Raw genomic sequence first — 23,789 nt, forward strand, 5'->3', positions numbered from 1 at the left:
CTGTCGAGGTCGATGGCTGACAGATGTGGCGAAGGTCGCTATGTTGATTTGGAATAACGGTCTTGCTGAGACAGCAGCAGGCGAGATCGCGGAGGAGCAAAAATGCCGTCTCTGAGCTTGCGGATAAATCTCGATCCCGATGGGCGTATAGGTCCGGGCAAGATCGAGTTGCTGGAGCACATCGCCACTTTCGGCTCGATCTCGGCCGCCGCGCGCGGCATGGAAATGTCCTACAAGCACGCCTGGGATCTGGTCGAGGACATGAACCGGGTGTTCGGCAAGCCGCTGGTCGCCGCGCAAACCGGCGGCCGCAAGGGCGGTGGGGCTCAACTGACGACGGTGGGCCTCGCGGTGGTCAGCCGTTTTCGCGCCATCGAACGCGCGGCGACCGCCGCGGCCTCGACGCATATGGATGCGTTGCAGGCCGAGATCGATGCGGGGTAGGGAGGGGAATTGAAGAATTGAAGAGTTGAAGAACTGGTAGGAGGCAGGAGGCCACATCCACTCCCATATTCTTCAGTTCTTCAATTCCTCATTTCTCCAATTTCCTACTCCCTACCACCCGGCTTGCGCAGCAGATACGTATCCATGATCCAGCCCTTTCTCCGGCGGGCTTCTTCGCGGACTTTTTCGATCTCGGCGCCGACATCGCCGAGGCGGCCGGAGATGACGATTTCATCCGGCGTGCCGAGATAGGCGCCCCATTGGATGAAAAGATCCTGGTCGGCCAGCGTGTTGAAGGCGCATTTGCCGTCGAGCATGACGACGGCGCTGCCGGCATTTTCCGGCATGCCTTCCTCGGTCAGGCGTCTGCCTGTGGTGATCAGCACCGAATCGCCGATGCGGTTCAGCGCCGTCTTGTGGCTGGCGGCCAGCGCCTGGATGGCGGTAATGCCGGGAACCACGTCCAGTTCGAAGCCGACATTGCCGCGCAGCCGTACACGCTCAAGGATGCGCAGCGCGCTGTCATAGAGCGAGGGATCGCCCCAGATCAGGAAAGCGCCGCAGCCATCCTCGCCAAGTTCGCTGAGGATCAGGCTTTCATAGATGGCGGCGATGGCTTCGTGCCAGTCGTCGACCGTCGTGCGGTAAGAGGGGGCCGGCTCGGCCCGCACCGGCACGTCGAACTCGACGCGGCGCGACTTCGGGTTGGTGACGAAGCGGTCGCAGATCTCGCGCCGCAGTTCAGCAAGGTCGTTCTTCGCAGCCCCCTTGTCGGGGATGAACAGCACGTCGGCGCGATTCAGGCCTGATATCGCCTGCACGGTCATGTGGTCTGGATTGCCGGCGCCGACGCCGATGACGAGAAGCTTGCGCATGCGGCGCACTCCTGCCCGATCGGAACCCATTAGTCCAGACCGCCACTACGTGTCCAGACCGCTCTTCGCGTGCCCAAACCGCCGTAGGCGTGTCCAGACCGCACATGGGTGTGCCCATCGAAGCGAAGGGCTTTGAAACGCCGCGTTGAAACGGCTAGGGTCATCCAGGCATTCCAGCCGAGGGGGCTTTGATGTTGCGATATGTTCTGACGGTGGCGCTGGCGGTTTCGGCCGCGCCGGCATTGGCCAACGATTCGGTGGCCGAACTCGGCACCGGGGGCCTGATCCTGTCACGCAGCGACGCGGTGGCGATGCAGAGCGAGGACCTGTTCATCTCGCCTGAGAAGGTTACGGTCGATTACGTCTTCCACAACAACACCGACAAGGATGTCAGCGCGATCGTCGCCTTCCCGATGCCCGATATTGCGGGCGATCCGGAGGAGATGCCGGCGATCCCCGAGAACCAGAGCGACAATTTCCTCGGTTTCGAGGTGACGATCGACGGCGCTGCCGCCAAGCCGCAGCTCGAGCAGAAGGTGTTTGCGCTCGGCATCGACATCAGCGCCGATCTGAAGGCGCAGAACGTGCCGTTCAATCCGTTCGGCGACGCGGCCAAGACGGCGCTGGCCAAGCTGCCCAAGGCGGTGGCCGACGACTGGGTCAATCGCGGCATCATCATCGAGAACCCGGAAGCCGACAGCGATCCGAGCCTCAATGCGCCATACGCGCCGTTCTGGCAGTTGCGCTCGACCTATTGGTGGCGCTCGACCTTTCCCGCCAACAAGGACGTCCACGTCTCGCACCACTACAAGCCGAGCGTCGGCGGCACGTCCTCGGTCAGTTTCTTCTATGACGGCAAATTCCAGGGGCAATACGCCAACTACAAGACGCGCTACTGCATGGACGACACGTTCGAGAACGCGATCCGCAAGGCGGCCAAGGCCGATGGCTATCCGAAATTCTACGAGAGCCGCATCGCCTATATCCTGACCACGGGCGGCAACTGGGCGACGGGCACCATCGGCAACTTCAAGCTGACGGTCGACAAGGGCAATCCGCAAGCGCTGGTCTCGTTCTGCGGCGACAACGTCAACAAGGTCGGACCGACCAGTTTCGAGATGACGGCGAAGGATTTCTACCCGGATCATGACATCGACATCCTGATCCTCAATCCGTCGGACAGCGCTGGCGGGGATGCCAATTGATGCATGTCGCGATCTACGTCGCCATCGCCGAGAACGGCGTCATCGGGCGTGATGGCGGCTTGCCCTGGCGGCTGTCGACCGACCTCAAGCGCTTCAAGGCCGATACGATGGGCAAGCCCATCATCATGGGCCGTAAGACCTATGAAGGCATTGGCCGGCCGCTGCCGGGCAGGCTGAACATCGTGGTCACGCGCGACAAGGCCTGGCGCGCCGAGGGCGTCGAGGTGGCCAATTCGTTGCAGGATGCGATCCGGTTGGCCGATTTGCGCGGGCGATCCATGGCCGGCGTCGACGAGGTCTGCGTCATCGGCGGCGGCGAAATCTACGCCCAGGCGCTGCCGCTGGCAGACCGGCTGCACGTCACCCATGTGCTGGCCGCCGTCGACGGCGACGCCCATTTCCCGCCGATCGACCCGAAGTCCTGGCGCGTGGTGAGCGCGCAGGACGTTCCGGCCGGCGAAAAGGACAGCCACGCGACCCGCTATACGATTTACGAGCGCCGCCACGAGATGGTTTGAAGACAAAAACGGCATTGAAGGACGACAAAGGGTCGCGACAGCCCCAAAACAGATAATGTTGGCGGCGTATCGCGTTGAAAGCGTGCTTTGGCGTCCCTATAGAAGAACGACACTGGATTTGCGCCGTAACTCCGGTGCCTGAGGGAATACCAAGCGAAAGGACATTCATGCCCTGGAACGACAAAAGTGGCGGAGGTGGCGGCCCATGGGGCGGCGGCGGCAACAATCAGGGACCCTGGGGGCAGGGCCCCAAGGGACCGAGCGGCCCGCAGGGATCGCCTCCCGATCTCGAAGATATCATCCGCCGTGGCCAGGACAGGCTGAGGCGTGCGCTGCCCGGCGGCGGCGGCGCCAGTCCGGCCGTGTTCGGGCTGATCGGCCTTGTGCTGGTCGTGCTATGGGCGTTCCAGGCTGTCTATACCGTGCAGCCGGACGAGGTCGCGGTCGAACTGCGTTTCGGCAAGCCGAAAGCAGAACTCTCGCAGCCGGGCCTGCACTTCCACTGGTGGCCGCTTGAGACGGTCGAGACGGCCAAGATTTCCGAGCAGCTCGTCGACATCGGCGGAGGCAACACCAGCGGCAACGGCCTGATGCTTTCGGGCGACCAGAACATCGTCAACGTGCAGTTTTCCGTGGCCTATCAGGTCTCCGATCCCCGCGCCTATCTGTTCGACGTTTCCGATCCGGACGGCATGCTGCGGCAGGTCGCCGAAAGCGCGATGCGCGAAGCCGTCGGCCGGCGTCCGGCGCAGGATATTTTCCGCGACGACCGCCAGGGCATAGCGGCCTCGGTGCGCGAGATCATCCAGACGACCCTCGACGGCTACAAGGCCGGTCTGCAGGTCAACGCCATCTCGATCGAGGACGCGGCGCCGCCGCGCGAAGTGGCCGACGCCTTCGACGAAGTGCAACGCGCCGAGCAGGACGAGGACAAGTTCGTCGAGCAGGCCAACCAGTACTCCAACCAGAAGCTTGGCCAGGCGCGCGGTGAAGCCGCGCAGATCCGTGAAGACGCTGCCGCCTACAAGAACAGGGTCGTGCAGGAGGCCGAAGGTGAGGCGCAGCGCTTCATCTCCGTATACGACGAATACGCCAAGGCGCCCGATGTCACGCGCAAGCGCCTCTATCTCGAAACCATGGAGAAGGTTCTGAAGGACTCCGGCAAGGTCATCGTCGAACAGGGCAACGGGCAGGGGGTCGTCCCTTACCTGCCGCTGCCGGCATTGCAGCAGAAGGCGCCGGCTCCGGCCGCGCTTGGCGCGAACACGGGAGGTAACCAGTAATGGGTAACCGTCTCCCCGTTTTCGTCGTCATCGCGGCGGTCATCCTGTTCCTGATCTACTCCTCGGTCTTCGTGGTCAATGCGCGCCAGCAGGCGCTGGTGCTGCGCTTCGGCGAGATCGTCGACGTCAAGACCGAACCCGGCATCTACTTCAAGGCGCCGTTCTCGTTCTTCGACGCCGACACGGTGCAACTGATCGAGAACCGCGTGCTGCGCTTCGACCTCGACAACATCCGCGTCCAGGTTTCGGGCGGCAAGTTCTACGAGGTCGATGCCTTCATCGCCTACCGCATTTCGGATCCGCGCGTCTTCCGCGCCGCGGTGTCCGGCCAGATCGAACTGGCCGAGGCGCGGCTCAGGACCCGTCTCGACGCAGCGCTTCGCCGCGTCTACGGTCTGCGCGACTTCGAGGCGGCACTCTCGGAAGAGCGCGCGGTGATGATGCGCGAAGTGCGCGACCAGTTGCGGCCCGACGCCACGTCGCTCGGCCTGCAGATTGAGGATGTCCGCATCCGCCGCACCGACCTCACGGCCGAGGTCTCGCAGCAGACCTATGACCGCATGAAGGCCGAACGTCTGGCCGAGGCCGAAAGGCTGAGAGCCAGGGGTAACGAGGCGGCGCAGCGCATCCGTGCCCGCGCCGACCGCGAGGTCGTCGAGATCATCGCCGAAGCGCAGAAGGAGTCCGAGATCCTGCGCGGTGAGGGCGAAGCCCAGCGCAGCGCCACCTTCGCGGATGCCTACAAGCGCGATCCGGCCTTCTTCGATTTCTACCGGTCGATGAATGCCTACGGCACCGCGCTGGACAACACCGGCACCACCATGGTGCTGTCGCCGAGTTCGGAATTCTTCCGCTACTTCCGCGATCCCGACGGCAAGGAAGGACCGGCAAGGCCGGCACCGGCGGCTCCGGCCGCGCCAGCCACGGCACCGGCCGCGCCGGCAACGCAACCCAGCACCGGCCAGTAACGGCCGGTGCAGGATTTTCTCGCCGCCATCGGCCTCGTCCTGGTGATAGAAGGACTGGTCTATGGCGGCTTTCCGGGCTTGGCCCGGAAGCTTGCCACGGAAGTGCTGTCGCTGCCGGAGAACGCACTGCGCATTGCCGGGCTGGTTGCGATAGCCATCGGCGTCGGCATCGTCTGGCTGGTGCGGGGCGGGTAGAGACGAGGGTTTGCGGAATAACGCTCGATTTACACTCTGCCGATAGTCATAGCCGCAAACGTGCCGTATTTTTTGCCATCATGGCGCGACACGGCGTTTTCGTCGAAGCGCTTTTCTCTTTCAGAAATGCCGGGAGGCTTCTCGATGACATCCAATAGCTTTTTGCGCGCCACCCGACGGACGCTGGTGGCCGGCGCGGCAGTACTCGTTCTGGGCGCCACCGCCGTTCCGTCCTTCGTGACGCCGACATTCGCCGCCGACGGGCCTGCTTCGGTGGCCGATCTCGCGGAAGGCGTGCTCGGCGCCGTGGTCAACATCTCGACCTCGCAGACCGTCAAGGGCACGGAAGGCCCGGGCGCGGTGCCGATGCCGCAACTGCCCGAAGGCTCGCCCTTCCAGGATTTCTTCGACGATTTCTTCAAGAACCGTGGTGGCGAGAAGGATGGTGGCTCGCAGAAGGTGCAGTCGCTGGGCTCCGGCTTCGTCATCGACGCCGAGCAGGGCATTGTCGTCACCAACAACCACGTTATCGCCGACGCCGACGATATCGAGGTCAATTTCTCCGACGGCGTCACCTTGAAGGCGACGCTGGTCGGCACCGACACCAAGACCGACGTCGCGGTGCTGAAGGTCGATCCCAAGGGCCACAAGCTGACGGCGGTGAAGTTCGGCGATTCCACCAAGATGCGCGTCGGCGACTGGGTGATGGCGGTCGGCAACCCGTTCGGTCTCGGCGGCACGGTAACGGTCGGCATCGTCTCGGCGCGCAACCGCGACATCAACTCCGGCCCCTATGACGATTTCATCCAGACCGATGCCGCGATCAACCGGGGCAATTCCGGCGGCCCGCTGTTCAACAGCGTGGGCGAGGTCATCGGCATCAACACGGCCATCATTTCGCCGTCCGGCGGCTCGATCGGTATCGGCTTCTCGATCCCCTCGCAGCTTGCCTCGGGCGTTGTCGATCAGCTTCGCCAGTATGGCGAGACGCGGCGCGGCTGGCTCGGCGTACGCATCCAGCCGGTGACGGACGACATCGCCGAAAGCCTTGGCATGGCGACCGCCAAGGGCGCGCTGGTGGCCGGCGTCATCAAGGGCGGCCCTGTCGACAACGGCACCATCCAGGCCGGCGACGTCATCATCAAGTTCGACGGCAAGGATATCCATGAGATGCGCGACCTGCCGCGCGTCGTCGCCGAAAGTCCGGTCGGCAAGGCCGTCGACGTGCTGATCGTGCGCAAGGGCGTCGAGCAGACGGTCAAGGTGACGCTCGGCCGGCTCGAGGATGGCGAGAAGCTCGCCAATGGCGAGAACGGCAATGGCAATACGGACCAGGGCAAGGGCGACAAGGCACCGGCCGTTTCGACCGCATCGGTGCTCGGCATGACCGTCGGTGAACTCAACGACGATACGCGCAAGAAGTTCAGCATCGCCGCCGATATCTCGGGCGTCGTCATCACCGATGTGGCCAAGAATTCAGCGGCGGCCGAGCGCGGCATCCAGCCGGGCGAGGTGATCACCGAGATCGCTCAGGAATCGGTCGCCACGCCCAAGGACGTCATGGACCGCATCGGCGCGCTGAAGGAGCAGGGCCGCAAGAACGCGCTGCTGATGCTGGCGTCCAAGACGGGTGAGTTGCGGTTCGTAACGATCCGGATGGATTAGTGAGCGGTAGCCGACGGTCATATTGTAACATCCCATGGGATGTACTATTTTAGCCTGTGAAGCGGATCGTACTGGATACAAATGTTCTGACGGCGGGTTTGCGGAGCAGGAATGGCGCCTCCTTCGCAATCCTGCGTTTGGTTGCGGATCGACAAGTTTGCCCATTAGTCACGACAGCGTTGTTTCTAGAGTATGAAACCGTTCTGTCGCGGCCGGAGCAGATAGCGGTTCATGGCCTGTCGGCTGCGGATCTCGATCGATTTCTGGCCGGCTTTGCCACCTTGGCGGAGCCTGTGGAATTGCACTTTCTCTGGCGCCCGCAATTGAGCGATCCTAAAGATGAGATGGTGCTTGAAGCGGCGATCAACGGCCATGCAGATGTATTGGTGACTCACAATCGTCGGGATTTTCTGGTTGCGGCGAACCGTTTTGGCGTCCCAGTTCTAGATCCGGCCGAGTTCCTGAAAGGATTTCGAGCATGAGCAAGGCGACCTATCCATTGAAATTGCCGTTGTCCGTCAAAGAAGCGGCCGCACGCCTGGCGAAGGCCGATGGTGTCTCGCTCAACCAGTGGATTGCATCGGCTGTGGCGCAGAAGGTCGGAGCAATGGAAACGGCCGCCGACTTCCTGCGTCGTCGGGCAGGCGATGCATCACCCAGCGATTTCGCGAGGATGCTGGATCGGGTCGCCGACAGACCGCCGCAACCTGGCGACGAACTTCCGGCCGACAGACATTGATCAGCGATGGTTGGCACGCCATTGGGCGCGCGTCAGCCTGTAGAAGACATGCCGCTTGAGCGCGGGATGGCTGTCGGGAATGCCCGGATGGTCGAAATCGGCCGACGGATCTGCCGTCATGCCGAGCCGTTTCATGACAGCGGTCGAGCGGTGGTTGTCCGCGACGGCGAAAGACACGATTTCGTCGACGCCCAGGGTTTCGAAACCATAGGCCAGCCATGCCTCGGCGGCCTCGGTGACATAGCCCTTGCCCCAGAATTCGGGAACAAGCCGCCAGCCGATTTCGATGGTGCCGGGTGGCAGGAAGGGCAGGTGATCGGTGTCGAAAAGGCCGATAAAGCCGATGCATTCGCCTGTCTCGATGATCTCGGCGGCGGCGAAGCCATAGCCGTCGTCGGCGATCCAGCCACGAAACTCGTCCATCTTGGCGTCGGCCGTGGCGCGGTCGCGGCGGAACGGGAAGAACTCCATGACCTGTTCATCGGAGTTGATGCGATGGAAAAGCTCGCGGTCGCGCTCCTCCCAGTTGCGCAGGATGAGGCGCTCGGTGCGCATGGGCTTCATTGGACGAATTCCTCCTGCCTGAATCCCTGCAGATAGAGCAGCGCCGTGAGGTCGCCATGATCGATGCGGACTTTTGCCTGCGCCGCCACGGCCGGCTTGGCATGCAGGGCGACGCCGGTGCCGGCAAGACGGATCATGTCGAGATCGTTGGCGCCGTCGCCGACGGCGACGGCGTCGGCCGGCGTCAGGCCAAGGCGGGCCGAAATCTCGGTCAGCGCTTCGGCCTTGGCGGCGCGGCCGAGGATCGGCTCGCCGACCAGCCCGGTGAAGCGTCCGCCCTCTTCGAGCAGGCGGTTGGCGCGGTTTTCCTGAAAACCCAGCATTGCCGCGATGCGCGTGGTGAAGACTTCGAAGCCGCCCGAGACAAGCGCTGTCCAGGCGCCGTCGGCGCGCATGGTCTGGACGAGCGCCCGCCCGCCCGAAGCCAGTGTCAGCCGGTTGGCGACGATGCGGTCGACGACGGCGGCGTCGAGCCCCTTGAGCAACGCAACACGCTCGCGCAGCGCCGGCTCGAAGGCGATCTCTCCATTCATCGAGCGTGCCGTGATGGCGGCGACATGCTCCTTGACGCCGATCTCGTCGGCCAGCTCGTCGATGCATTCCTGGTCGATCATGGTCGAATCCATGTCGGCGATCAGGATCTTCTTTCGCCTCGTCTCAGCCTGCTGGATGATCACGTCGACCGGCTCCGAGGCCAATGCGGTGCGCAGAGCGTCGGCCATACCGGCGGCTTCCGCGCCTTGCGGCAGGGCAAGATCGCACGCAATCCCGTCAGCCAGCCAGACGACAGCGCTTGCGCCGACCGACCGTGAGGCCATATTCGCAAGCGAGGGCGACAAAGCGCGGTCAGCGGGACGGGAAACAAGCGTGGCAATGAATGGCATGGAGAATTCCGGCGCGGATGCGGGCGAAGGCCGCGTTAAGAACGCGATCCTGATAGCCGGGCCGACCGCCAGCGGCAAGTCGGCTCTGGCGCTCGAACTGGCGGTGCGTGCCGGCGGTGTCGTCGTCAACACCGATTCCATGCAGGGTTATTCGGTGCTCGACGTGCTGACCGCACGGCCCGAGGCGGCCGACCTGGCGCGCGCGCCACATTTTCTCTACGGCCATGTCCATCCGGGCACTGCCTATTCGACCGGTGCATGGCTGCGTGATGTGATGAAGCTGATCGACGAAGGCACGTTCTTCGAACGGCCTGAGGGATCGCTCTCGCGACGCCCGGTCTTCGTCGGCGGCACCGGGCTCTATTTTCGCGCGCTGGCCGAGGGCATTTCGGAAATGCCGGATATTCCGCAGCGTGTGCGCGACCGCTGGCGCTACGAACTCAAGGAACAGGGGGCGGTCAAGCTGCATGGCATCCTGCTGCGGGAGGATTCGAAAGTTGCCATGCAACTGAAGCCGACCGACAGCCAGCGCATCGTGCGGGCGCTCGAGGTGCTGGATGCATCCGGCCGGTCGATCCTGGAGTGGCAGGCCGAGCGGGGCCGGCCGCTGATCGATGGACGAACCGCGCATTTCCTGGTCATCGAGCCGGATCGGGCGGCGCTGGTCGATCGTATCGAGAGGCGTTTCGACCAGATGCTGGACAAGGGCGCGCTGGAAGAAGTCAGGCAATTGACGGCGCTTGGCCTCGATCCGGACCTGCCGGCGATGAAGGCGATCGGCGTTCGCGAACTGCAGGCGGCGATGGCCGGATCGTCGACCTTTCCCGAGGCGATCGAGCGCGCCAAGATAGCGACCCGGCAATATGCCAAGCGGCAGGCGACGTGGTTTCGCCACCAGTTGGGGCCGCAATGGCGAAGATTGTCTGCTGGTGACGATCTCGAAACCACGATCCAAACGCTTGTTGCTAATGCAACTTAAAAAGTTGACCCGGAGGGAAGAGTTCCCGTCGAGGTTGTCGGAATTAACGCTCCGTAAGTCGGTCCGTGGCATAAGGTCGGTGGGTAGTTTTCCATCGGGGAGCAGATGCGTTTCCATAAGGCGGAATCCGCTTTTTTCGTCTTTATCTTCGTGATCCTGGCCGCCGGCCTGGTGACGCTGCATGCCTATGGACTGCTGCAATCCTTCGCCATGGAGCTGCATACGCAGTCCGGCCTCGACAAGGTCATCTATCTCAACAAGCTCTTGTTCGCGACCGGCGTGCTTCTGGCGACGGCGCTGTTTTTCGGCATCTTCTTCATCTACCCGCTGATCCGCAAACAGGCGACGGAAGAGGGCAAGCTACGAGCCATGACGGTTTCGCTCAGCGCGCGTTCCGAAACGCTGGAGCACGCCGCCCTGACCGACGGCCTGACCGGCATGCAGAACCGACGCTACTTCGATGACGCGCTGAAGGAGTATCTCGAGGAGTTCCGGCGCATCGAGAAGCCGGTCGGCCTGATGATCCTCGATCTCGACCATTTCAAGCAGGTCAACGACACCCATGGCCACGATGTCGGCGACGAGGTGCTCAAGGCCGTCGCCAGTTGCCTGAAGGATATGACGCGCTACCACGACGTGGTGGCAAGGCTGGGCGGCGAGGAGTTTGCCGTGGTCACGCCCAACATGGACGCAGATCTCCTGGCCAAGTTCGCCGAGCGCATCCGCAAGGCGATCGCCAACATGTCGATCCTGTCGGGCAACAATGTCCGGCTCAAGATCACCACCAGCGTCGGCCTTGCCGTCTGGGACCGCAAGGAAACGGCCGAAGAGTTCTATCGCCGCGCGGATCGCCAGCTCTACGAAGCCAAGAGGCAGGGCCGCAACCGCGTCTGCGCCTGAAATCCCGTCATTGAATTCGTGAGGCCGGCCGTCTGCCGCCGTTTTCTGCGCTTCCGGTGCTCACGGACTTGATGTCCGCTCCGCTCCGATTCTCGAAACAGCACCAGCCGACTCGGCCTGACGAATTCCCTGAAGGGATTTACCCAGGCTTGGCAACGACGCAGGGTTGCTGACGTTCCACTTGGCTCTAGAATCTGTCGGGGTCTGAAGCCGTAAGCTCAATCGTTTTGCGGGCGCAGGCCGAAGGTCGCGGGCTTCAAACCATAGCGCGTGTCGAAATCCTCGTCGGCCGCTACACGCGCCGGGGCTGCCGGCTTGCGGTAATCGGGGTCGCCGGCCTGCCGGCCGGTGTCGACGACTTCGGCGAAGGCCATGGCCTGGCTCTGGGGTTTCGGCACGTTGCGAAGCCGCTCGACGATCGCCACCAGGTCGACATCGCCGGGTTTCGACGGCATGTCTTCCGTGCGCTTGGCCGTGCCGGGCAGCAGATGGCTCGGCAGCTTCTCGAACTTCAGCCGCATGGTTGTCGCCACGCCTTCGCCGAAGGCGATCGCCTCGCGCTGGCCCATCGACGACAGGAAGGCGAGCGTGGAGGCCGAGGAATCTGCGATTGCCGAGCGGATAATGGCTTGGTCCTGTTCGTTGGCGAGCCGCATGGCGAAGAAGGTCGAGCACTGCGACAGGATGGTCGGGTCGAGCTCGCCCGGACGCTGGGTGACGACGCCGAGATAACAGCCGTATTTGCGGCCTTCCTTGGCGATGCGCGACAGCGCGTGCCTGGTCGGCGCGAAGCCGAGCCGCGCGTCGGCGGGCATGTAGCGATGGGCTTCCTCGCACAGCAGCAGCAGTTGCAGCTTGCCTTCGCTCCAGAGAGCCAGGTCGAAGGCCAGGCGCGCCAGCACCGAGCAGACCGAATTCACCACCTCGGAAGGCATGCCGGCCATCTCGAAGCAGGTCACAGGGCGGCCATGATGCGGCACGCGGAAGATGTTGCCGATCGTTTCGTGGATGGTGTCCTCGATCAGGCGCGAATTGAACATGAAACGGTAGCGCGGATCGGCCGAGGCCGATTCGATGCGCGTCTTCAGCGATTTGAGCGTCGGGCGGTCGTTCTTGCTTTCGAGCATGCCCATGCGCTCGTCGATCTGCTTGAGCAGGTCGGCGATGCGGTAGGGCACCGGCGTATCGGCGGTCAGCGCGTCGCTGCCGCGCCTGAGATAGGCGCCTGAATTCGGGTTGCGGTAGAGGTTCTTGGCCAGCGGAATGAGGTCGCGCAGGGCATCGATCTCTTCGGGAACGGTTTCGCGCCCACGAAACAGCACTTCGGCGAATTCCTCGAGCTTGAACATCCAGAATGGCAGGTCGAGCGTCTTGGAATCGACCTTGACGCAATATTCTGGCAGCGAGGCCGCGAACTCGTTGTGCGGGTCTAGGATCAGGATGCGCAGATCGGGCCGCGCCTCGATCGACTTGCGCAGCAGCAGCGAAACGGCGGTGGATTTGCCGACGCCGGTGGTGCCGACCACGGCGAAATGGCGCGCCAAAGTGTCGTCGATGGCGATATTGGCGGCAATCGCCTCGTCCTGCGCCAGCGAGCCGACGGTGATCGAATGACGGCCGGCAAGATCGTAGACGGCCTGCAGGTCGCGGGTGCGGATGCGGTGCGCCACGGCGCCGATATGCGGATAGGTGGTGATGCCGCGGTCGAAGACCGGCTTGGCACCGGGTTCGGCGCCGTCGCGCACTTCGCCGACCAGCTCGATGCTGACCTCGATGGCGTTCTGGCCCTCGCTGCTCCAGGCGCGGTCCGACTTGCCGATGGCGTAGACCAGGCCAACGGTTCGCGTCGTGCCCAGATTGATCGAGATCATCTTGCCGACCGTCCACAGGCCGGTCACCGCGCCGTCGATGTCATCGGCATAGGCGCTGATCGTGGCGCGCGCGCCGTCGCATTGCACGACATTGCCCAGGATGCGCTTGTCGTTCTGGTCGGCTTTGCGGCGCTCCTGCGATGTCGGTTCTCCGACGGAGGCTTCGCGTTCGACATACATGGACAGGCCAATCCCCATTTCCCTGGAGCGTCGACCCTACAGGGGCGGGGTTAAGGTCGGATGAGGCTGGATGGTGTAGAGAGGATTAAGGGCGAAGCGAGAATTGTCGCCAAAAGCCCTTCACCAATTTCTCAAGTTCGTTATAATGGAAATATGGATGATATAGCGAACGATATTTCCTCGACCATCGGCAAGCGGATTCACACCGAAAGGACAATGCGGGACTGGTCGCTGGCCGAGCTCGCCGAGCGATCCGGCGTGTCCAAGGCGATGCTGAGCACGATCGAGCGCGGCATGACCAGCCCGACCGCGGCACTTCTCGTGCGCATCGCGGCGGCTTTCGGCATGACCCTGTCGACCCTTATCGCCCGGGCAGAACTGCAAGGTGGCGGGCTGTTGCGCGCTGGCGACCAACCGGTCTGGCGCGATCCCGACACCGGCTATGTCAGGCGGCATCTGTCGCCGGCCAGCGATATGCCGCTCGAATTGATCAAGGTGCATCTGCCGGCTGGGGCAAAAGTGAGCCTGCCGGCGGCGTCCTATGCCTTCATCAAGCAGCAGATCTGGCTGATCTCGGGACTGCTCGAATTCACCGAGGGCGAGGTTGTGCACAGACTGGAGCCCGGCGACTGCCTGGCGCTCGGCGCGCCGTCGGACTGCACCTTCCATGCGCTGGAGCCCGGCGCCGATTATCTCGTCGCGCTGGTCAGAGGCTGACATCATGGCAGGACGGCCAAGACGCTCCCACAATGGGGGGCCGCCGCTCGATGAGTACAAGGGACCACCTTGGGGTAAGGGCGATCCCTACATCTTCCTCGCCTGGCAGGCCGCGCACGCCAAGGCCTGGAAGGCGCCGAGCCGCGACGTCATGCTGATGCGCATGGAGAAGGCCGAGCGGCTGGGCCTGACCTATGGGGAATACACGCTCGAAATCCTGGAGCGCGGGCATCACCTCAGGGAAGAGGACACCGAGCGCATCAGCGCCATCAAGGCTGGGCGCAAGCGGCGGCGGGCGCGCCATCTGGGCTGACGGTGGCGCTGTCGGATCGATCAATCGCGAGGACAATATGAATTCCATCGAAATCAAGCCGGTTCACGCCAGTGCTGAGACGCTGGCGATGCTGGCCGATCTGCTGGTCGAAACCGTTGCCGCCGGCGGTTCGGTCAGCTTCATGCATCCGCTGGCGAAGGAGGCGGCCAGCGCGTTCTGGGAGCGGTCTCTGGCAGCCGCGGGAAGGGGCGAAAGGGTCGTGCTCGGCGCCTGGGACGGCGAGGTCCTGGCCGGTACCGTCACGCTTCTGCTCGACTATCCGCCCAACCAGCCGCACCGGGCCGAGATCGCCAAGCTGATGACATCGGTCGGCCATCGGGGCAGGGGTATCGGCACTCGGTTGATGCGGGCCGCGGAACATCTCGCCGTCGAGAAAGGGCGCAGTCTGCTCGTCCTGGACACGGCGACGGAAGACGGTGCTTCCGGCCTCTACGAAAAACTTGGTTTCACGCTCGCCGGAGAGATACCGGACTATGCGCTGAAGCCGCATGGCGGCCTGACCGGCACGCTGATCTACTGGAAGCGTATCGGTGCGCAGTCGCGGTAGTTTGCCGGCTTAAGATGAGGCCGGGCCGGAAAGGCGCTGCAGCAGCCAGCGGCGAAAATCCTGCTCGGCGCTGGTCAGGCGCGCGGTCGATGCCTTGGTCAGGAAATGTCCCGATGTGCTGGAAAGTTCGAAGTCCGAGAGCGGGACGAGGCTGCCGCTCCGGAGCGCCGAATCGACCAGCGGCCGCGAGCCCAGAAGCACGCCCGCGCCGGCACTCGCCGCCTCCAGCGCGGCAACGAAACTGTCGAAGCGGTGCGACCGACGGGGATGGCCGGCCAGTCCGGCCGCCGCGAACCATTCCGCCCACATCTCGCGCGCGCCGGCGACCAGAAGCAGCGGCAGGGATGTCCAGTCGGCGGCGCCGGCCAGGGTCGGGCTTGCGACGGGCACAAGCCGCTCGGCGGTCAGCCTGTCGGCCTCGCGTCCGGGAAAGACGCCGTTGCCGAAGCGGATGTCGAGGGTAGAGCCCGGCAGATCGTAGTCGGTCGGGCGATGGATCGTCATCAGGTCGAGCTGGATGTGCGGCAGCGCACCGGCCAGATCGGGCAGTGCCGGGACCAACGCCAGCAAGGCGAAGGAGATCGGCACCCGCAGGCTGACGGTCTGCACCGCGCGCGGTTCGAACAATTCGGCCGTGCTGTTGCCGATGGTGGCGAAGGCCGACTGGATATGGGGCAGGTAGGCCGCGCCTTCGGGTGACAGCGCCACGCCGCGCGCCAGCCGCGAGAACAGCCGGGTCTTCAGCCGCTCCTCCAGCGAGCGGATGTGCTGGCTGACGGCCGCCTGGGTAAGGCCGAGTTCGGCTGCCGCCGCCGTGAAATTCGACAGCCGCGCCGCGGCCTCAAAACTGCGCAGCCAGTCAAGCGGAGGCAAGGTCGGAACGGTTCGTTTAGCCATTAGCATTTCAGGGGCATAGGCCAAAAAATGATAATTTGAATTATGCCTCTGGCGCGGCCAACATGCAATCGAAACCCTGCGGATCAGGCTGTGGGGCGTAGCGGACAGGGACGGATTTTAATGCTCACCCACGCGCTGGTTGGCGACGAAGGCAAAACAATCGAACTTGGCTGGCAGGGCGGGAAACGCACCCGCTTTCACGCCATGTGGCTGCGCGACAATGCGCTGGACGACAAGACGCGCAGTGCCGGTAACGGCCAGCGGCTGATCACCATCCTCGACATTCCGCGCGATACCAGGATCGGCGGAGCTCTGATAAAGGGCGATACGCTGGAGGTAACCTTCCTGCCGGAGGGAAAGACGGTCGGCTTCCCCGCGCCGTGGCTGAAAGCCAACGCCTATGACCGGGACGAAAGCCGCCAATCCGGCTGGACCGCCGACACCATCCAGCGCTGGACGAAGGCGACGATGCAGAACCATGTGCCACGTGCCAGCTACGCGGCGGCTAGCCAGGGTGGTGATGCCTTGCGCGAATGGCTTTCGGCGGTGCGAGCTTATGGCTTCGCCGTGATGGACGGGCTGCCGGCTGAATCCGGCGCTCTCTGCAAGGTCTCCGACCTCTTCGGCTATATCAGGGAGACCAATTACGGCCGCTGGTTCGAAGTGCGCGCCGAGGTCAACCCGAGCAATCTCGCCTACACCAATCTCGGTCTTCAGGCGCATACCGACAATCCCTATCGCGACCCCGTGCCGACCTTGCAGATCCTGTCCTGCATCGAGAACACGGTGGAGGGCGGCGAATCCAGCGTCGTCGACGGGTTTGCCGTGGCGGCCGTCCTGCAGGCCGAGAATCCGGAAGGTTTCCGGCTGCTGAGTTCCTGCCCGGCGCGTTTCGAATATGCCGGCTCATCGGGCGTGCGGCTGCAGGCCAAGCGGCCGATGATCGAGCTTGGGCCGGACGGCGAGTTGATCTGCATCCGCTTCAACAACCGTTCGCTCGCGCCGACCGTCGACGTGCCATTCGCCGATATGGATGCCTACTACGCCGCCTATCGCCGGTTCGCCGAACTGATCGAGGATCCGTCGTTCGAGGTCACCTTCAAGCTCGAACCGGGTCAGGCCTTCATCGTCGACAACACCCGTGTCATGCATGCCCGCAAGGCATTTTCCGGCACGGGCAAGCGCTGGCTGCAGGGTTGCTATGCCGACAAGGATGGCCTGCTGTCGACGCTCGCCGCGATCGAACACGGCTTCAAGGAGGCCGCGGAATGAGCGACAGGGATCTCAACGCGGGCAATATCGTCGAATTCATTGCCGACATTTTCGAGCGCCGGGGTGCTGAATCCTATCTCGGCGAACCCGTCACCATGTCGCAGCACATGCTGCAGGGCGCATGGTTCGCGGAAAAGGATGGCGCGCCGGATGAACTGGTGGCGGCGGCGCTGCTGCACGACATCGGCCACTACACCAGCGAGTTCGGCACCTATTCGCCCGACGACGTCGAGGACAAGCATCATGACGAGGCCGGCGGCGAGGTGTTGGCGCCGTTCTTCCCGCCTGTCATCGTCGAATGCGTCAGGCTGCATGTCTCGGCCAAGCGCTACCTCTGCGCCACCGATCCGACCTATTTCGGACGGCTGTCGCCGGCTTCCGTCCATACGCTGTCGCTGCAGGGCGGACCGATGAGCGCCGAGGAAGTGGCCGAGTTCCGCAAGAACCCGTTCCACGAGGAGGCGGTGCGGGTTCGTATCTGGGACGAGGCCGGCAAGGTCGCCGACATGGAGACGCGGGCGTTCCGCGACTACGTGCCGTTGCTGCAACGCGTCGTGCGCGACTTCGCCGCTCGCGGCTGACAGGACCGGCGAGGCGGAGGCGGCCCCCATGTGTTTCTGTTTCGACGGAGAAGACGCGGTCGCGGCATTCCGCCCCGACCGCTGCCGCGAGCGCTTGCCGGACGCCGGCGCTCACGACGAGCAGCCGGTTGCGCTTGCCTGTCAACCAAACCCTTTTGGACAGGCTGGCGCGTTCGGGCGTGTCGATGCCGGCAGCCCTCGCCATATTGATGTCGCGATTGTTTCAGACTAGGGACCGCCAATATATGCGGTGTTCCTGACGCCGCATCCGGATCTACCGCGCTCTCAAGGGAGGCATGATGAGATTTTGCTCACGCATTTCGCGCCTCCACGGCGGTCGGATCGGCTGATCCGCGCCACGGCGGCTTCCAAGTACCCAGGGATATGAGAATCGCCCAGTGGTTTGCTGCGGCGCCGTTTCCGCAACGGCCCCGATGCCGGGCCCTGATACGGTGGTTGCCGATGGGCTTCCGGCCGTCGATACCGGCTGCCTGAAGGCCTGGGATGCGTTTTTACAACACTGCGCCATGCTATTGTAAACATTGAAAGAATGGCTCTTGCCCGGGCGCTCGTTCGGGCATAGAGAGCCGCCCCGATCCAACCCGTAATTCCCAGAGGGGACCAGTCAGATGTCACGCCAGACCAGATCGACACATTCCGTGCCGGCGCTGGACACGCGTGCGGCTGACAGAATTCCAACCGGGAAGAACGGCCATGGCCAGGTCCATGATCCAGCGCAGGCAGGACGCCGAGCGCGAACGCATTGAAGCCTATACAGCGACGCTGCGGCGGACGTCCGCCGCGCCGCGTTCCGCTCCGGATTTCGAGCGGGCGCTCGGCGAGGTGCGTCGAGGTTTTGCCGCCATGGCGGTCCGCGACGGCGCTTCCTGGCGCCCGAAGCTGAAGACGCGCGACCCGGCAAAACTGCGCCTGGCCGCCGCCCGTCATCTCTATGCGCGCTATCCGGTCTGCGCCGTGCTCGAAGCTATCTGGCTCGACAGGACGGGACTGGACGCACAGGAGATCGCCTTTCGCGTCAACTGGTACGTGGTCGTCGCTGGCGGCGGATCGCTCTACAAGGCGGGCGCCAATACATTGATGTCGCGCAAGGAAGTGCACTGTTTCCTCAACCTTGCAGGCGATTTCGCATTCGACGAGGCCTTCTGGTTCGCCATCGCACGCTCCTACACCGAGGACAGCGGCCTGGCCGCACGGCTTGCGCGCACGAAGATCGCGCGCACGCCGCGAAGCGACCTGGCCTTCTGGCGCGAGGTGGCTCGGTTCTTCTGCGAGAATCCGGCCTCCAGGCAGGAGATCGACGATCTGTGCGACTATGTCGGCGCCATGTTCCGACGCGACAAGGCGTACAGCCTGAAGGGCCGAACGCTCGCATCGCTCAATCGGCAGATGGCGGATTGGCATCGCCACCTCGCCGCCATCGAACGCATCGAGGCCATGCGGCGGCGTGCCGCCGCGCTTGCGCGGCAATCGGGTGAGGCCGCACAGAAGGAAGGCTGGTCGGGCGCTCGCCTGGAGGACTGGGACTGGCATCCTTCGCCCCGGGAGGCCAAGGCGCGTGACGAGTGGTTCTCCATTCGCCAGCTGACGACCGCGCAGGACCTCGTGGAGGAGAGCCGGGCGATGCATCATTGCGTGTCGTCCTATGCCAGGAAATGCATAGCGGGCAACGCCTCGATCTGGACCCTGCGCCGCAAAGCGCTGGGCAAGACCGATCGCCTGCTTACGATCGAGCTCGATCCGCAACACCGTGCGGTGCAGGTGCGCGGTTTCGGCAATCGTCTGGCCACACCGGACGAGTACAAGATCCTGCAGCGCTGGGCCAAGGCGCGGGGCGTGACTATGCGTGACTGAAATGAAAAGGCCCGCGCGGCGTTTGCGGCGCGCGGGCCTTTTCAGAATATGGCGCAGTTATCCCTTGTGATGAACCTCCTGCAGCCCATAGACCGGCGTCGGCAGGCCTTCCTGCCTGGCCTTCAGCTGCAGCGACAGATATTGCGAATAATGCCTGGACTGGTGGAGGTTGCCGCCATGGAACCACAGCGCTTCCTGCTGTGTCGGCTTCCACATGTTGCGCTGCTCGCCCTCCCAGGGGCCGGGATCCTTGGTGGTGTTGGAGCCGAGACCCCAGACCTTGCCGACCTTGTCGGCCACTTCCTGCGAGATGAGATCCGCGGCCCATCCGTTCATGGAGCCATAGCCGGTGGCGTAGATGACGAGATCGGCGGGCAATTCGGTGCCGTCGACGAATTTGACACCGGTTGGGGTCAGTTCCTGCACGGCGGCCCCCGGACCGCTCTTGAGCTTGATGGAGCCGTCGATAACCAGGTCGCAGGCGCCGACATCGATGTAGTAGCCCGAGCCACGGCGCAGGTATTTCATGAACAGGCCCGAGCCGTCATCGCCCCAGTCGAGCAGGAAGCCGGCCTTTTCCAGGTCGGCGTAGAATTGCGCGTCGCGTTCCTTCATCCGTTCGTAAAGCGGGATCTGGAACTCGTGCAGGATGCGGTAGGGCAGGGAGGCGAAGATCAGGTCGGCCTTGCGCGTCGTCATGCCGTTCTCGACCGCCTGCTCGGAGTAGAGTGAGCCGAGGCCGATATCCATCAGCGTGTCGGACTTGACGATATGGGTGGAGGAGCGCTGCACCATGGTGACGTCGGCGCCGCCCTCCCACAGCGCCGCGCAGATGTCGTGGGCGGAATTGTTCGAGCCGATGACCACGACCTTCTTGCCGCGGTATTTGTCGGGGCCGGGATGGGTCGAGGAATGCTGCTGCTCGCCCGTGAAGATGTCCTGGCCCTTGTATTTCGGCCAGTTGGCCTTGCCCGACATGCCGGTGGCCAGCACGAGCTGCTTCGGCTTCAGCGTGATCTCCTTGCCGTCGCGCTCGACGACGACGGTCCATTCCCCTGACTTCTCGTCGTATTTCGCGGACTTCGCCGTGGTGGAGGACCAGTAGTTCAGCTCCATCACCTTCGTGTACATTTCCAGCCAGTCGCCGATCTTGTCCTTCGGCGCGAAGACCGGCCAGTTCTTCGGGAAGTCGATATAGGGCAGGTGATCGTACCAGACCGGGTCGTGCAGACAGAGCGACTTGTAGCGCTTGCGCCAGGAATCGCCGGCCCGCTCGTTCTTCTCGATGATGATGGCCGAGACGCCGAGCTGGCGCAGGCGGGCGCCCAGCGCGATGCCGCCCTGGCCGCCGCCGATTATCACGACATAGGGCTGCCTGCTGAGGCCGAGTTCGGCAACCTCGGTTTCGCGTTCCTCGCGCCAGGATTTCCTGTCCTTGCCATGGCCATGCTTGGCGCCGAGCGGCCTGCTGTGGCCGGCTTTCTCCTCGTGGCCTTTCAACTCGACCATGGTGGTGAGCAAGGTCCAGATCAGGTCGCCCTTGAAACGCACCAGGCCGAAGCCGCGCGCCACCTTCGTTTCGAAGGTGATCCAGGCGGTGATGACGCCGCCATCCTCGCTTGCTTCTTCGCCCTCGGCGACTTTCCAGTCGCTGGGGCCGGTGTCGGCAAGGGTTGCCTTCAGCATGTCACGAACCTGGCCCTGACCTTCCATCGTCTTGAGGTTCCAGGTGAAGGTGACGAGGTCGCGCCAGTAGCAGTCCGCCTGGAAGCAGTTGACGGCGCTTTCGATGTCGCCGGCCTCCAGCGCTTTGCCGAACTTGTCGAGCAGGGCCTGCGCTTTGGTGGTGGGTGTTCTCTCGAGCATGGTGTCTCCTCCGGTTGGTTTCATGGCGCCTCCTCCAGGAGCCAGATGGATGCCTCGGATGGTTGCAAACGGCATGCCAATGATGTTGCAGGGCAGAAATCGTAATGAAATCAGCGTAACGCGATGATCCGTGCTGCGGCTTGCCGTTGCGGCAGTGTTGCGCGCCATAGCGCGCCACAGGTGATGCAACGCTAATTCGGCGCGTCCAGCCGCAGGCGCTTCATGCGGCGATGCACCGTCGTGCGGTCGACGCCCAGGCGCCGCGCGGCCTCCGAGATGTTCCAGCCCGCGGCCACCAGCGCATCCAGCAGTGCCGCGCGCTCTTCCTCGGGCGACAGGGCGCGCGGCGCTGCCAGCCGGGCGGGGGAAGCGGGCGTCAGATACGGCAACGCGAAGTCGGGCAGATCGGCGGGCTCGATGATCCCGTCTTCGCAAAGCGTCACTGCCAGATCGATGGCATTTGCCAGTTCACGGATGTTTCCGGGCCAGGAGTGGCGGATCAGCGCCAGGCGCGCCGCCGGCGACAGCTTGACCGGTTGCACCGCAAGACGGGCGCGCTGGTCGACCAGCCGGTCCAGCAGCCACTCGAAGTCGGTGCGCTCGCGCAAGGCCGGCAAGGCCAGCGAGGCGGCGTTCAGCCGGTAGAACAGATCCTCGCGGAAACGGCCCTCGGCGACCAGCTTGCGCAGGTCATGATGGGAGGCCGAGATGATCTTGATGTCGACCTGCCGTGGGACAACGCCGCCGACCGGGATCAGTTCGCGCTCGGCGATCACGCGCAGCAGCCGCGATTGCATGGCGTAGGGCATGTCGCCGATCTCGTCGAGGAAGAGCGTGCCGCCGTCGGCGCTCTCGATCAATCCCTTGCGTCCCTTGGCCGTGGCGCCGGTGAAGGCTCCGGCAATGTGGCCGAAAAGCTCGCTCTCGATCAGATGTTCGGGGATGGCCGCGCAGTTGATGGCCACGAACGGGCCGGAACGCTGGGAAGAGTCATGGATGGCGCGCGCGAGATATTCCTTGCCGGAGCCGGTCTCGCCATGGATCAGGACCGGAATGGTCGTGCGCGCCAGCTTGGCGGCCCGCATTTGCATCGTGGCCATGGCGGGATCACCGCCCGAAAGCTCGCCGATCGGCTTTGGTACGATCTCGACCGGCGCGCGGCGCGCGGTGGGCAGTTGCGGCTCGATGGCGTGGGCGAAGAGTGCGCTGCCGCTGCGGCCGAACACCAGCCGCTCCTCGGTTGGTCGCCCGCGCGTCAGGCTCGGCAGGTCGTCGACGCTGATCTCGAGATAGCGCGAGATCGGCTGGCCGATCGGCGAGGGCGAGCGCCTCCAGTCGATTCCGCCTGCCTGCGCCAGAAGCAGCGCCCCGCCACGCGTGGTGCCCAGGATGCGGCCCGATGCATCGAGCGCGATGGCCGCCTCCGGATCGACGTCGAGGAACTCGGGCGAGCGGGAGAAACGCAGTACCCATTCCGAATGCATCTGCGCCATCAGGTTGGCGAGCTCTATGCGCCGCGCCGACGCCGTGACCAGGTGCAGCGCCAGATTCTGGCTGACCTTGGGCTGCGGCGAGCGCAGCAAGGAAATGTCGAGCACTGCGGCCAGTTCGCCCCTGGTGTCGAAGATCGGCGCTGCCGTGCAGGACAAGGGCGTATGGGTGGTGTCGAAATGATCGGTCTGGTGGATCGTCATCGCCTCGCCGGTGACGATGCAGGAGCCGACGCCGCAGGTTCCGGTGCGGCTTTCCGACCATTCCGAGCCGAGATAGAGGCCTGCCGTGCGCAACTGGTCCATGAACAGGGGATCGCCGAGGAAGTCGACGGTGACACCCTTGGCGTCGGCCAGAAGCAGCACATAGTTCTGGCCCGCCACCTGCTTGAACAGCGTTTCCAGGCCGCTGCGGGCGATGGCGATCAGCCGCTCGGATTGCTCGCGATGTTCGCGCAACTGGGTATCCGGCACGATATAGGCTTCCGTCGGCCGGGCGGGGTCGAGCCGGTGGGTGTCGACACAGCGCAGCCATGACTTCACCACGACATCGTCGCGGGCCGATCGCCGGCCCGACAGGACCTGTTCTATTTCGCGGATATGCTCCCGTTCGCCAGCCACGCGTCTTCCTCCCAGACAACGCCGTCTGGGCGGCAGTGTGGTGCCTGGATGGGGCGGGCTCAACTGTACTATGGTAGCGCGTAATGGACCCGGCCTCACGGCTGAGTGAATTCGTGTCGTACCCCATTGACGACCCCGCGCGTTCGCCTTTATGGTCCGCCACCATGAAAACGGCACTCATTCTCGTAGGAAGGCGCGTGGGCAAGGCGGTGTAACCGCCGGGCGAAAACCTCCCATGCGCAACACACAGGCTCCCTCGGGGGCCTTTTTTATTGCCTGAAACACGACTAAACGACCAGCAAACGCCAGGTGGCGGACAGTA

24 protein-coding genes are annotated in these 23,789 nt (G+C 64.0%); 17 read left to right on the forward strand and 7 right to left on the reverse strand.

Features of this window, described 5'->3' with window-relative positions; genetic code table 11:
- Nucleotides 1-102: 102 nt before the first annotated feature.
- Entirely contained in the window at nt 103-444 is a 342-nt protein-coding gene (locus J0I79_RS21415; protein ID WP_137931849.1) for a winged helix-turn-helix domain-containing protein, read from the forward strand.
- Between the two features lie 104 nt (nt 445-548).
- Here the strand turns inward: J0I79_RS21415 and cobF are convergent, their stop codons facing one another.
- The gene (gene cobF, locus J0I79_RS21420; RefSeq protein WP_292863560.1) at nt 549-1,319 is read right to left on the reverse strand and encodes a precorrin-6A synthase (deacetylating); all 771 of its coding nucleotides are present in this window, start codon (nt 1,317-1,319) and stop codon (nt 549-551) included.
- Nucleotides 1,320-1,510: 191 nt separating this feature from the next.
- Between cobF and J0I79_RS21425 the strand changes: the two genes are divergently transcribed.
- The 8 genes from J0I79_RS21425 to J0I79_RS21460 all read left to right on the forward strand — a co-directional run bounded on the left by J0I79_RS21425 (nt 1,511) and on the right by J0I79_RS21460 (nt 7,892).
- Nucleotides 1,511-2,524, forward strand: a complete 1,014-nt coding sequence (locus J0I79_RS21425) for a DUF4424 domain-containing protein (protein ID WP_292863563.1) — start codon at nt 1,511-1,513, stop codon at nt 2,522-2,524.
- Nucleotides 2,524-3,042, forward strand: coding sequence for a dihydrofolate reductase (locus tag J0I79_RS21430; RefSeq protein WP_292863566.1), 519 nt, complete (start codon nt 2,524-2,526; stop codon nt 3,040-3,042). The genes J0I79_RS21425 and J0I79_RS21430 overlap by 1 nt, the downstream gene beginning before the upstream one ends.
- A 167-nt stretch (nt 3,043-3,209) precedes the next feature.
- A complete protein-coding gene (gene hflK / locus J0I79_RS21435) occupies nt 3,210-4,325 on the forward strand; it encodes an FtsH protease activity modulator HflK (RefSeq protein ID WP_292863569.1) in 1,116 nt (371 codons plus the stop codon).
- A complete protein-coding gene (locus J0I79_RS21440; RefSeq protein WP_292863572.1) occupies nt 4,325-5,293 on the forward strand; it encodes a protease modulator HflC in 969 nt (322 codons plus the stop codon). Before hflK ends, J0I79_RS21440 begins: the two co-directional genes overlap by 1 nt.
- A gap of 6 nt (nt 5,294-5,299) precedes the next feature.
- Entirely contained in the window at nt 5,300-5,488 is a 189-nt protein-coding gene (locus J0I79_RS21445) for a DUF2065 domain-containing protein (RefSeq protein WP_292863575.1), read from the forward strand.
- A 144-nt stretch (nt 5,489-5,632) separates the two neighbouring features.
- The gene (locus tag J0I79_RS21450; RefSeq protein WP_292863577.1) at nt 5,633-7,153 is read left to right on the forward strand and encodes a DegQ family serine endoprotease; all 1,521 of its coding nucleotides are present in this window, start codon (nt 5,633-5,635) and stop codon (nt 7,151-7,153) included.
- Between the two features lie 56 nt (nt 7,154-7,209).
- The gene (locus J0I79_RS21455) at nt 7,210-7,635 is read left to right on the forward strand and encodes a putative toxin-antitoxin system toxin component, PIN family (RefSeq protein WP_292863580.1); all 426 of its coding nucleotides are present in this window, start codon (nt 7,210-7,212) and stop codon (nt 7,633-7,635) included.
- A complete protein-coding gene (locus J0I79_RS21460) occupies nt 7,632-7,892 on the forward strand; it encodes a pilus assembly protein HicB (RefSeq protein ID WP_292863583.1) in 261 nt (86 codons plus the stop codon). Before J0I79_RS21455 ends, J0I79_RS21460 begins: the two co-directional genes overlap by 4 nt.
- Here the strand turns inward: J0I79_RS21460 and J0I79_RS21465 are convergent, their stop codons facing one another.
- Complete coding sequence (locus J0I79_RS21465; RefSeq protein WP_292863586.1) at nt 7,893-8,456, reverse strand: GNAT family N-acetyltransferase; 564 nt, start codon at nt 8,454-8,456, stop codon at nt 7,893-7,895.
- Nucleotides 8,453-9,340, reverse strand: a complete 888-nt coding sequence (serB, locus tag J0I79_RS21470; protein WP_292863589.1) for a phosphoserine phosphatase SerB — start codon at nt 9,338-9,340, stop codon at nt 8,453-8,455. Before serB ends, J0I79_RS21465 begins: the two co-directional genes overlap by 4 nt.
- Between serB and miaA the strand changes: the two genes are divergently transcribed.
- Both miaA and J0I79_RS21480 read left to right on the forward strand, forming a co-directional pair.
- Nucleotides 9,330-10,319 (forward strand): tRNA (adenosine(37)-N6)-dimethylallyltransferase MiaA, encoded by a 990-nt coding sequence (gene miaA / locus J0I79_RS21475; RefSeq protein WP_292863641.1) that lies wholly within the window; start codon nt 9,330-9,332, stop codon nt 10,317-10,319. The genes serB and miaA overlap by 11 nt on opposite strands.
- 105 nt (nt 10,320-10,424) lie before the next feature.
- Nucleotides 10,425-11,219 (forward strand): GGDEF domain-containing protein, encoded by a 795-nt coding sequence (locus J0I79_RS21480; RefSeq protein WP_292863592.1) that lies wholly within the window; start codon nt 10,425-10,427, stop codon nt 11,217-11,219.
- A 218-nt stretch (nt 11,220-11,437) separates the two neighbouring features.
- On the opposite strand, the gene J0I79_RS21485 is transcribed toward J0I79_RS21480, so the two are convergent.
- Nucleotides 11,438-13,270 (reverse strand): ATP-binding protein, encoded by a 1,833-nt coding sequence (locus tag J0I79_RS21485; RefSeq protein ID WP_292863595.1) that lies wholly within the window; start codon nt 13,268-13,270, stop codon nt 11,438-11,440.
- A gap of 153 nt (nt 13,271-13,423) precedes the next feature.
- On the opposite strand from J0I79_RS21485, the gene J0I79_RS21490 reads away from it, so the two are divergent.
- The 3 genes from J0I79_RS21490 to J0I79_RS21500 are packed head-to-tail and all read left to right on the forward strand — an operon-like array spanning nt 13,424 to nt 14,868.
- The gene (locus J0I79_RS21490; RefSeq protein WP_292863598.1) at nt 13,424-13,987 is read left to right on the forward strand and encodes an XRE family transcriptional regulator; all 564 of its coding nucleotides are present in this window, start codon (nt 13,424-13,426) and stop codon (nt 13,985-13,987) included.
- A 4-nt stretch (nt 13,988-13,991) separates the two neighbouring features.
- The gene (locus J0I79_RS21495; protein WP_292863601.1) at nt 13,992-14,300 is read left to right on the forward strand and encodes a hypothetical protein; all 309 of its coding nucleotides are present in this window, start codon (nt 13,992-13,994) and stop codon (nt 14,298-14,300) included.
- 37 nt (nt 14,301-14,337) lie between these two features.
- Complete coding sequence (locus tag J0I79_RS21500; protein WP_292863604.1) at nt 14,338-14,868, forward strand: GNAT family N-acetyltransferase; 531 nt, start codon at nt 14,338-14,340, stop codon at nt 14,866-14,868.
- Between the two features lie 9 nt (nt 14,869-14,877).
- Here the strand turns inward: J0I79_RS21500 and J0I79_RS21505 are convergent, their stop codons facing one another.
- Nucleotides 14,878-15,765 (reverse strand): LysR family transcriptional regulator, encoded by an 888-nt coding sequence (locus tag J0I79_RS21505; protein WP_292863607.1) that lies wholly within the window; start codon nt 15,763-15,765, stop codon nt 14,878-14,880.
- A gap of 120 nt (nt 15,766-15,885) precedes the next feature.
- On the opposite strand from J0I79_RS21505, the gene J0I79_RS21510 reads away from it, so the two are divergent.
- From J0I79_RS21510 to J0I79_RS21520, 3 genes are all read left to right on the forward strand, one after another.
- Nucleotides 15,886-17,037 carry a gamma-butyrobetaine dioxygenase gene (locus J0I79_RS21510; protein WP_292863610.1) on the forward strand — a complete coding sequence of 384 codons (1,152 nt, stop codon included), beginning with the start codon at nt 15,886-15,888 and terminating at the stop codon, nt 17,035-17,037.
- Nucleotides 17,034-17,618 carry an HD domain-containing protein gene (locus J0I79_RS21515; RefSeq protein ID WP_292863613.1) on the forward strand — a complete coding sequence of 195 codons (585 nt, stop codon included), beginning with the start codon at nt 17,034-17,036 and terminating at the stop codon, nt 17,616-17,618. The genes J0I79_RS21510 and J0I79_RS21515 overlap by 4 nt, the downstream gene beginning before the upstream one ends.
- Nucleotides 17,619-18,332: 714 nt before the next feature.
- The gene (locus tag J0I79_RS21520) at nt 18,333-19,490 is read left to right on the forward strand and encodes a PcfJ domain-containing protein (protein ID WP_292863616.1); all 1,158 of its coding nucleotides are present in this window, start codon (nt 18,333-18,335) and stop codon (nt 19,488-19,490) included.
- 57 nt (nt 19,491-19,547) lie between these two features.
- On the opposite strand, the gene J0I79_RS21525 is transcribed toward J0I79_RS21520, so the two are convergent.
- Both J0I79_RS21525 and J0I79_RS21530 read right to left on the reverse strand, forming a co-directional pair.
- Nucleotides 19,548-21,356, reverse strand: a complete 1,809-nt coding sequence (locus J0I79_RS21525; protein ID WP_292863619.1) for an NAD(P)/FAD-dependent oxidoreductase — start codon at nt 21,354-21,356, stop codon at nt 19,548-19,550.
- A 191-nt stretch (nt 21,357-21,547) separates the two neighbouring features.
- Nucleotides 21,548-23,467: a sigma-54-dependent Fis family transcriptional regulator gene (locus J0I79_RS21530; RefSeq protein ID WP_292863622.1), complete on the reverse strand. Its 1,920-nt coding sequence runs from the start codon at nt 23,465-23,467 to the stop codon at nt 21,548-21,550.
- Nucleotides 23,468-23,789 lie beyond the last annotated feature (322 nt).

The organism is Mesorhizobium sp. (assembly GCF_017306585.1).
Classification (GTDB): Bacteria; Pseudomonadota; Alphaproteobacteria; order Rhizobiales; family Rhizobiaceae; genus Mesorhizobium.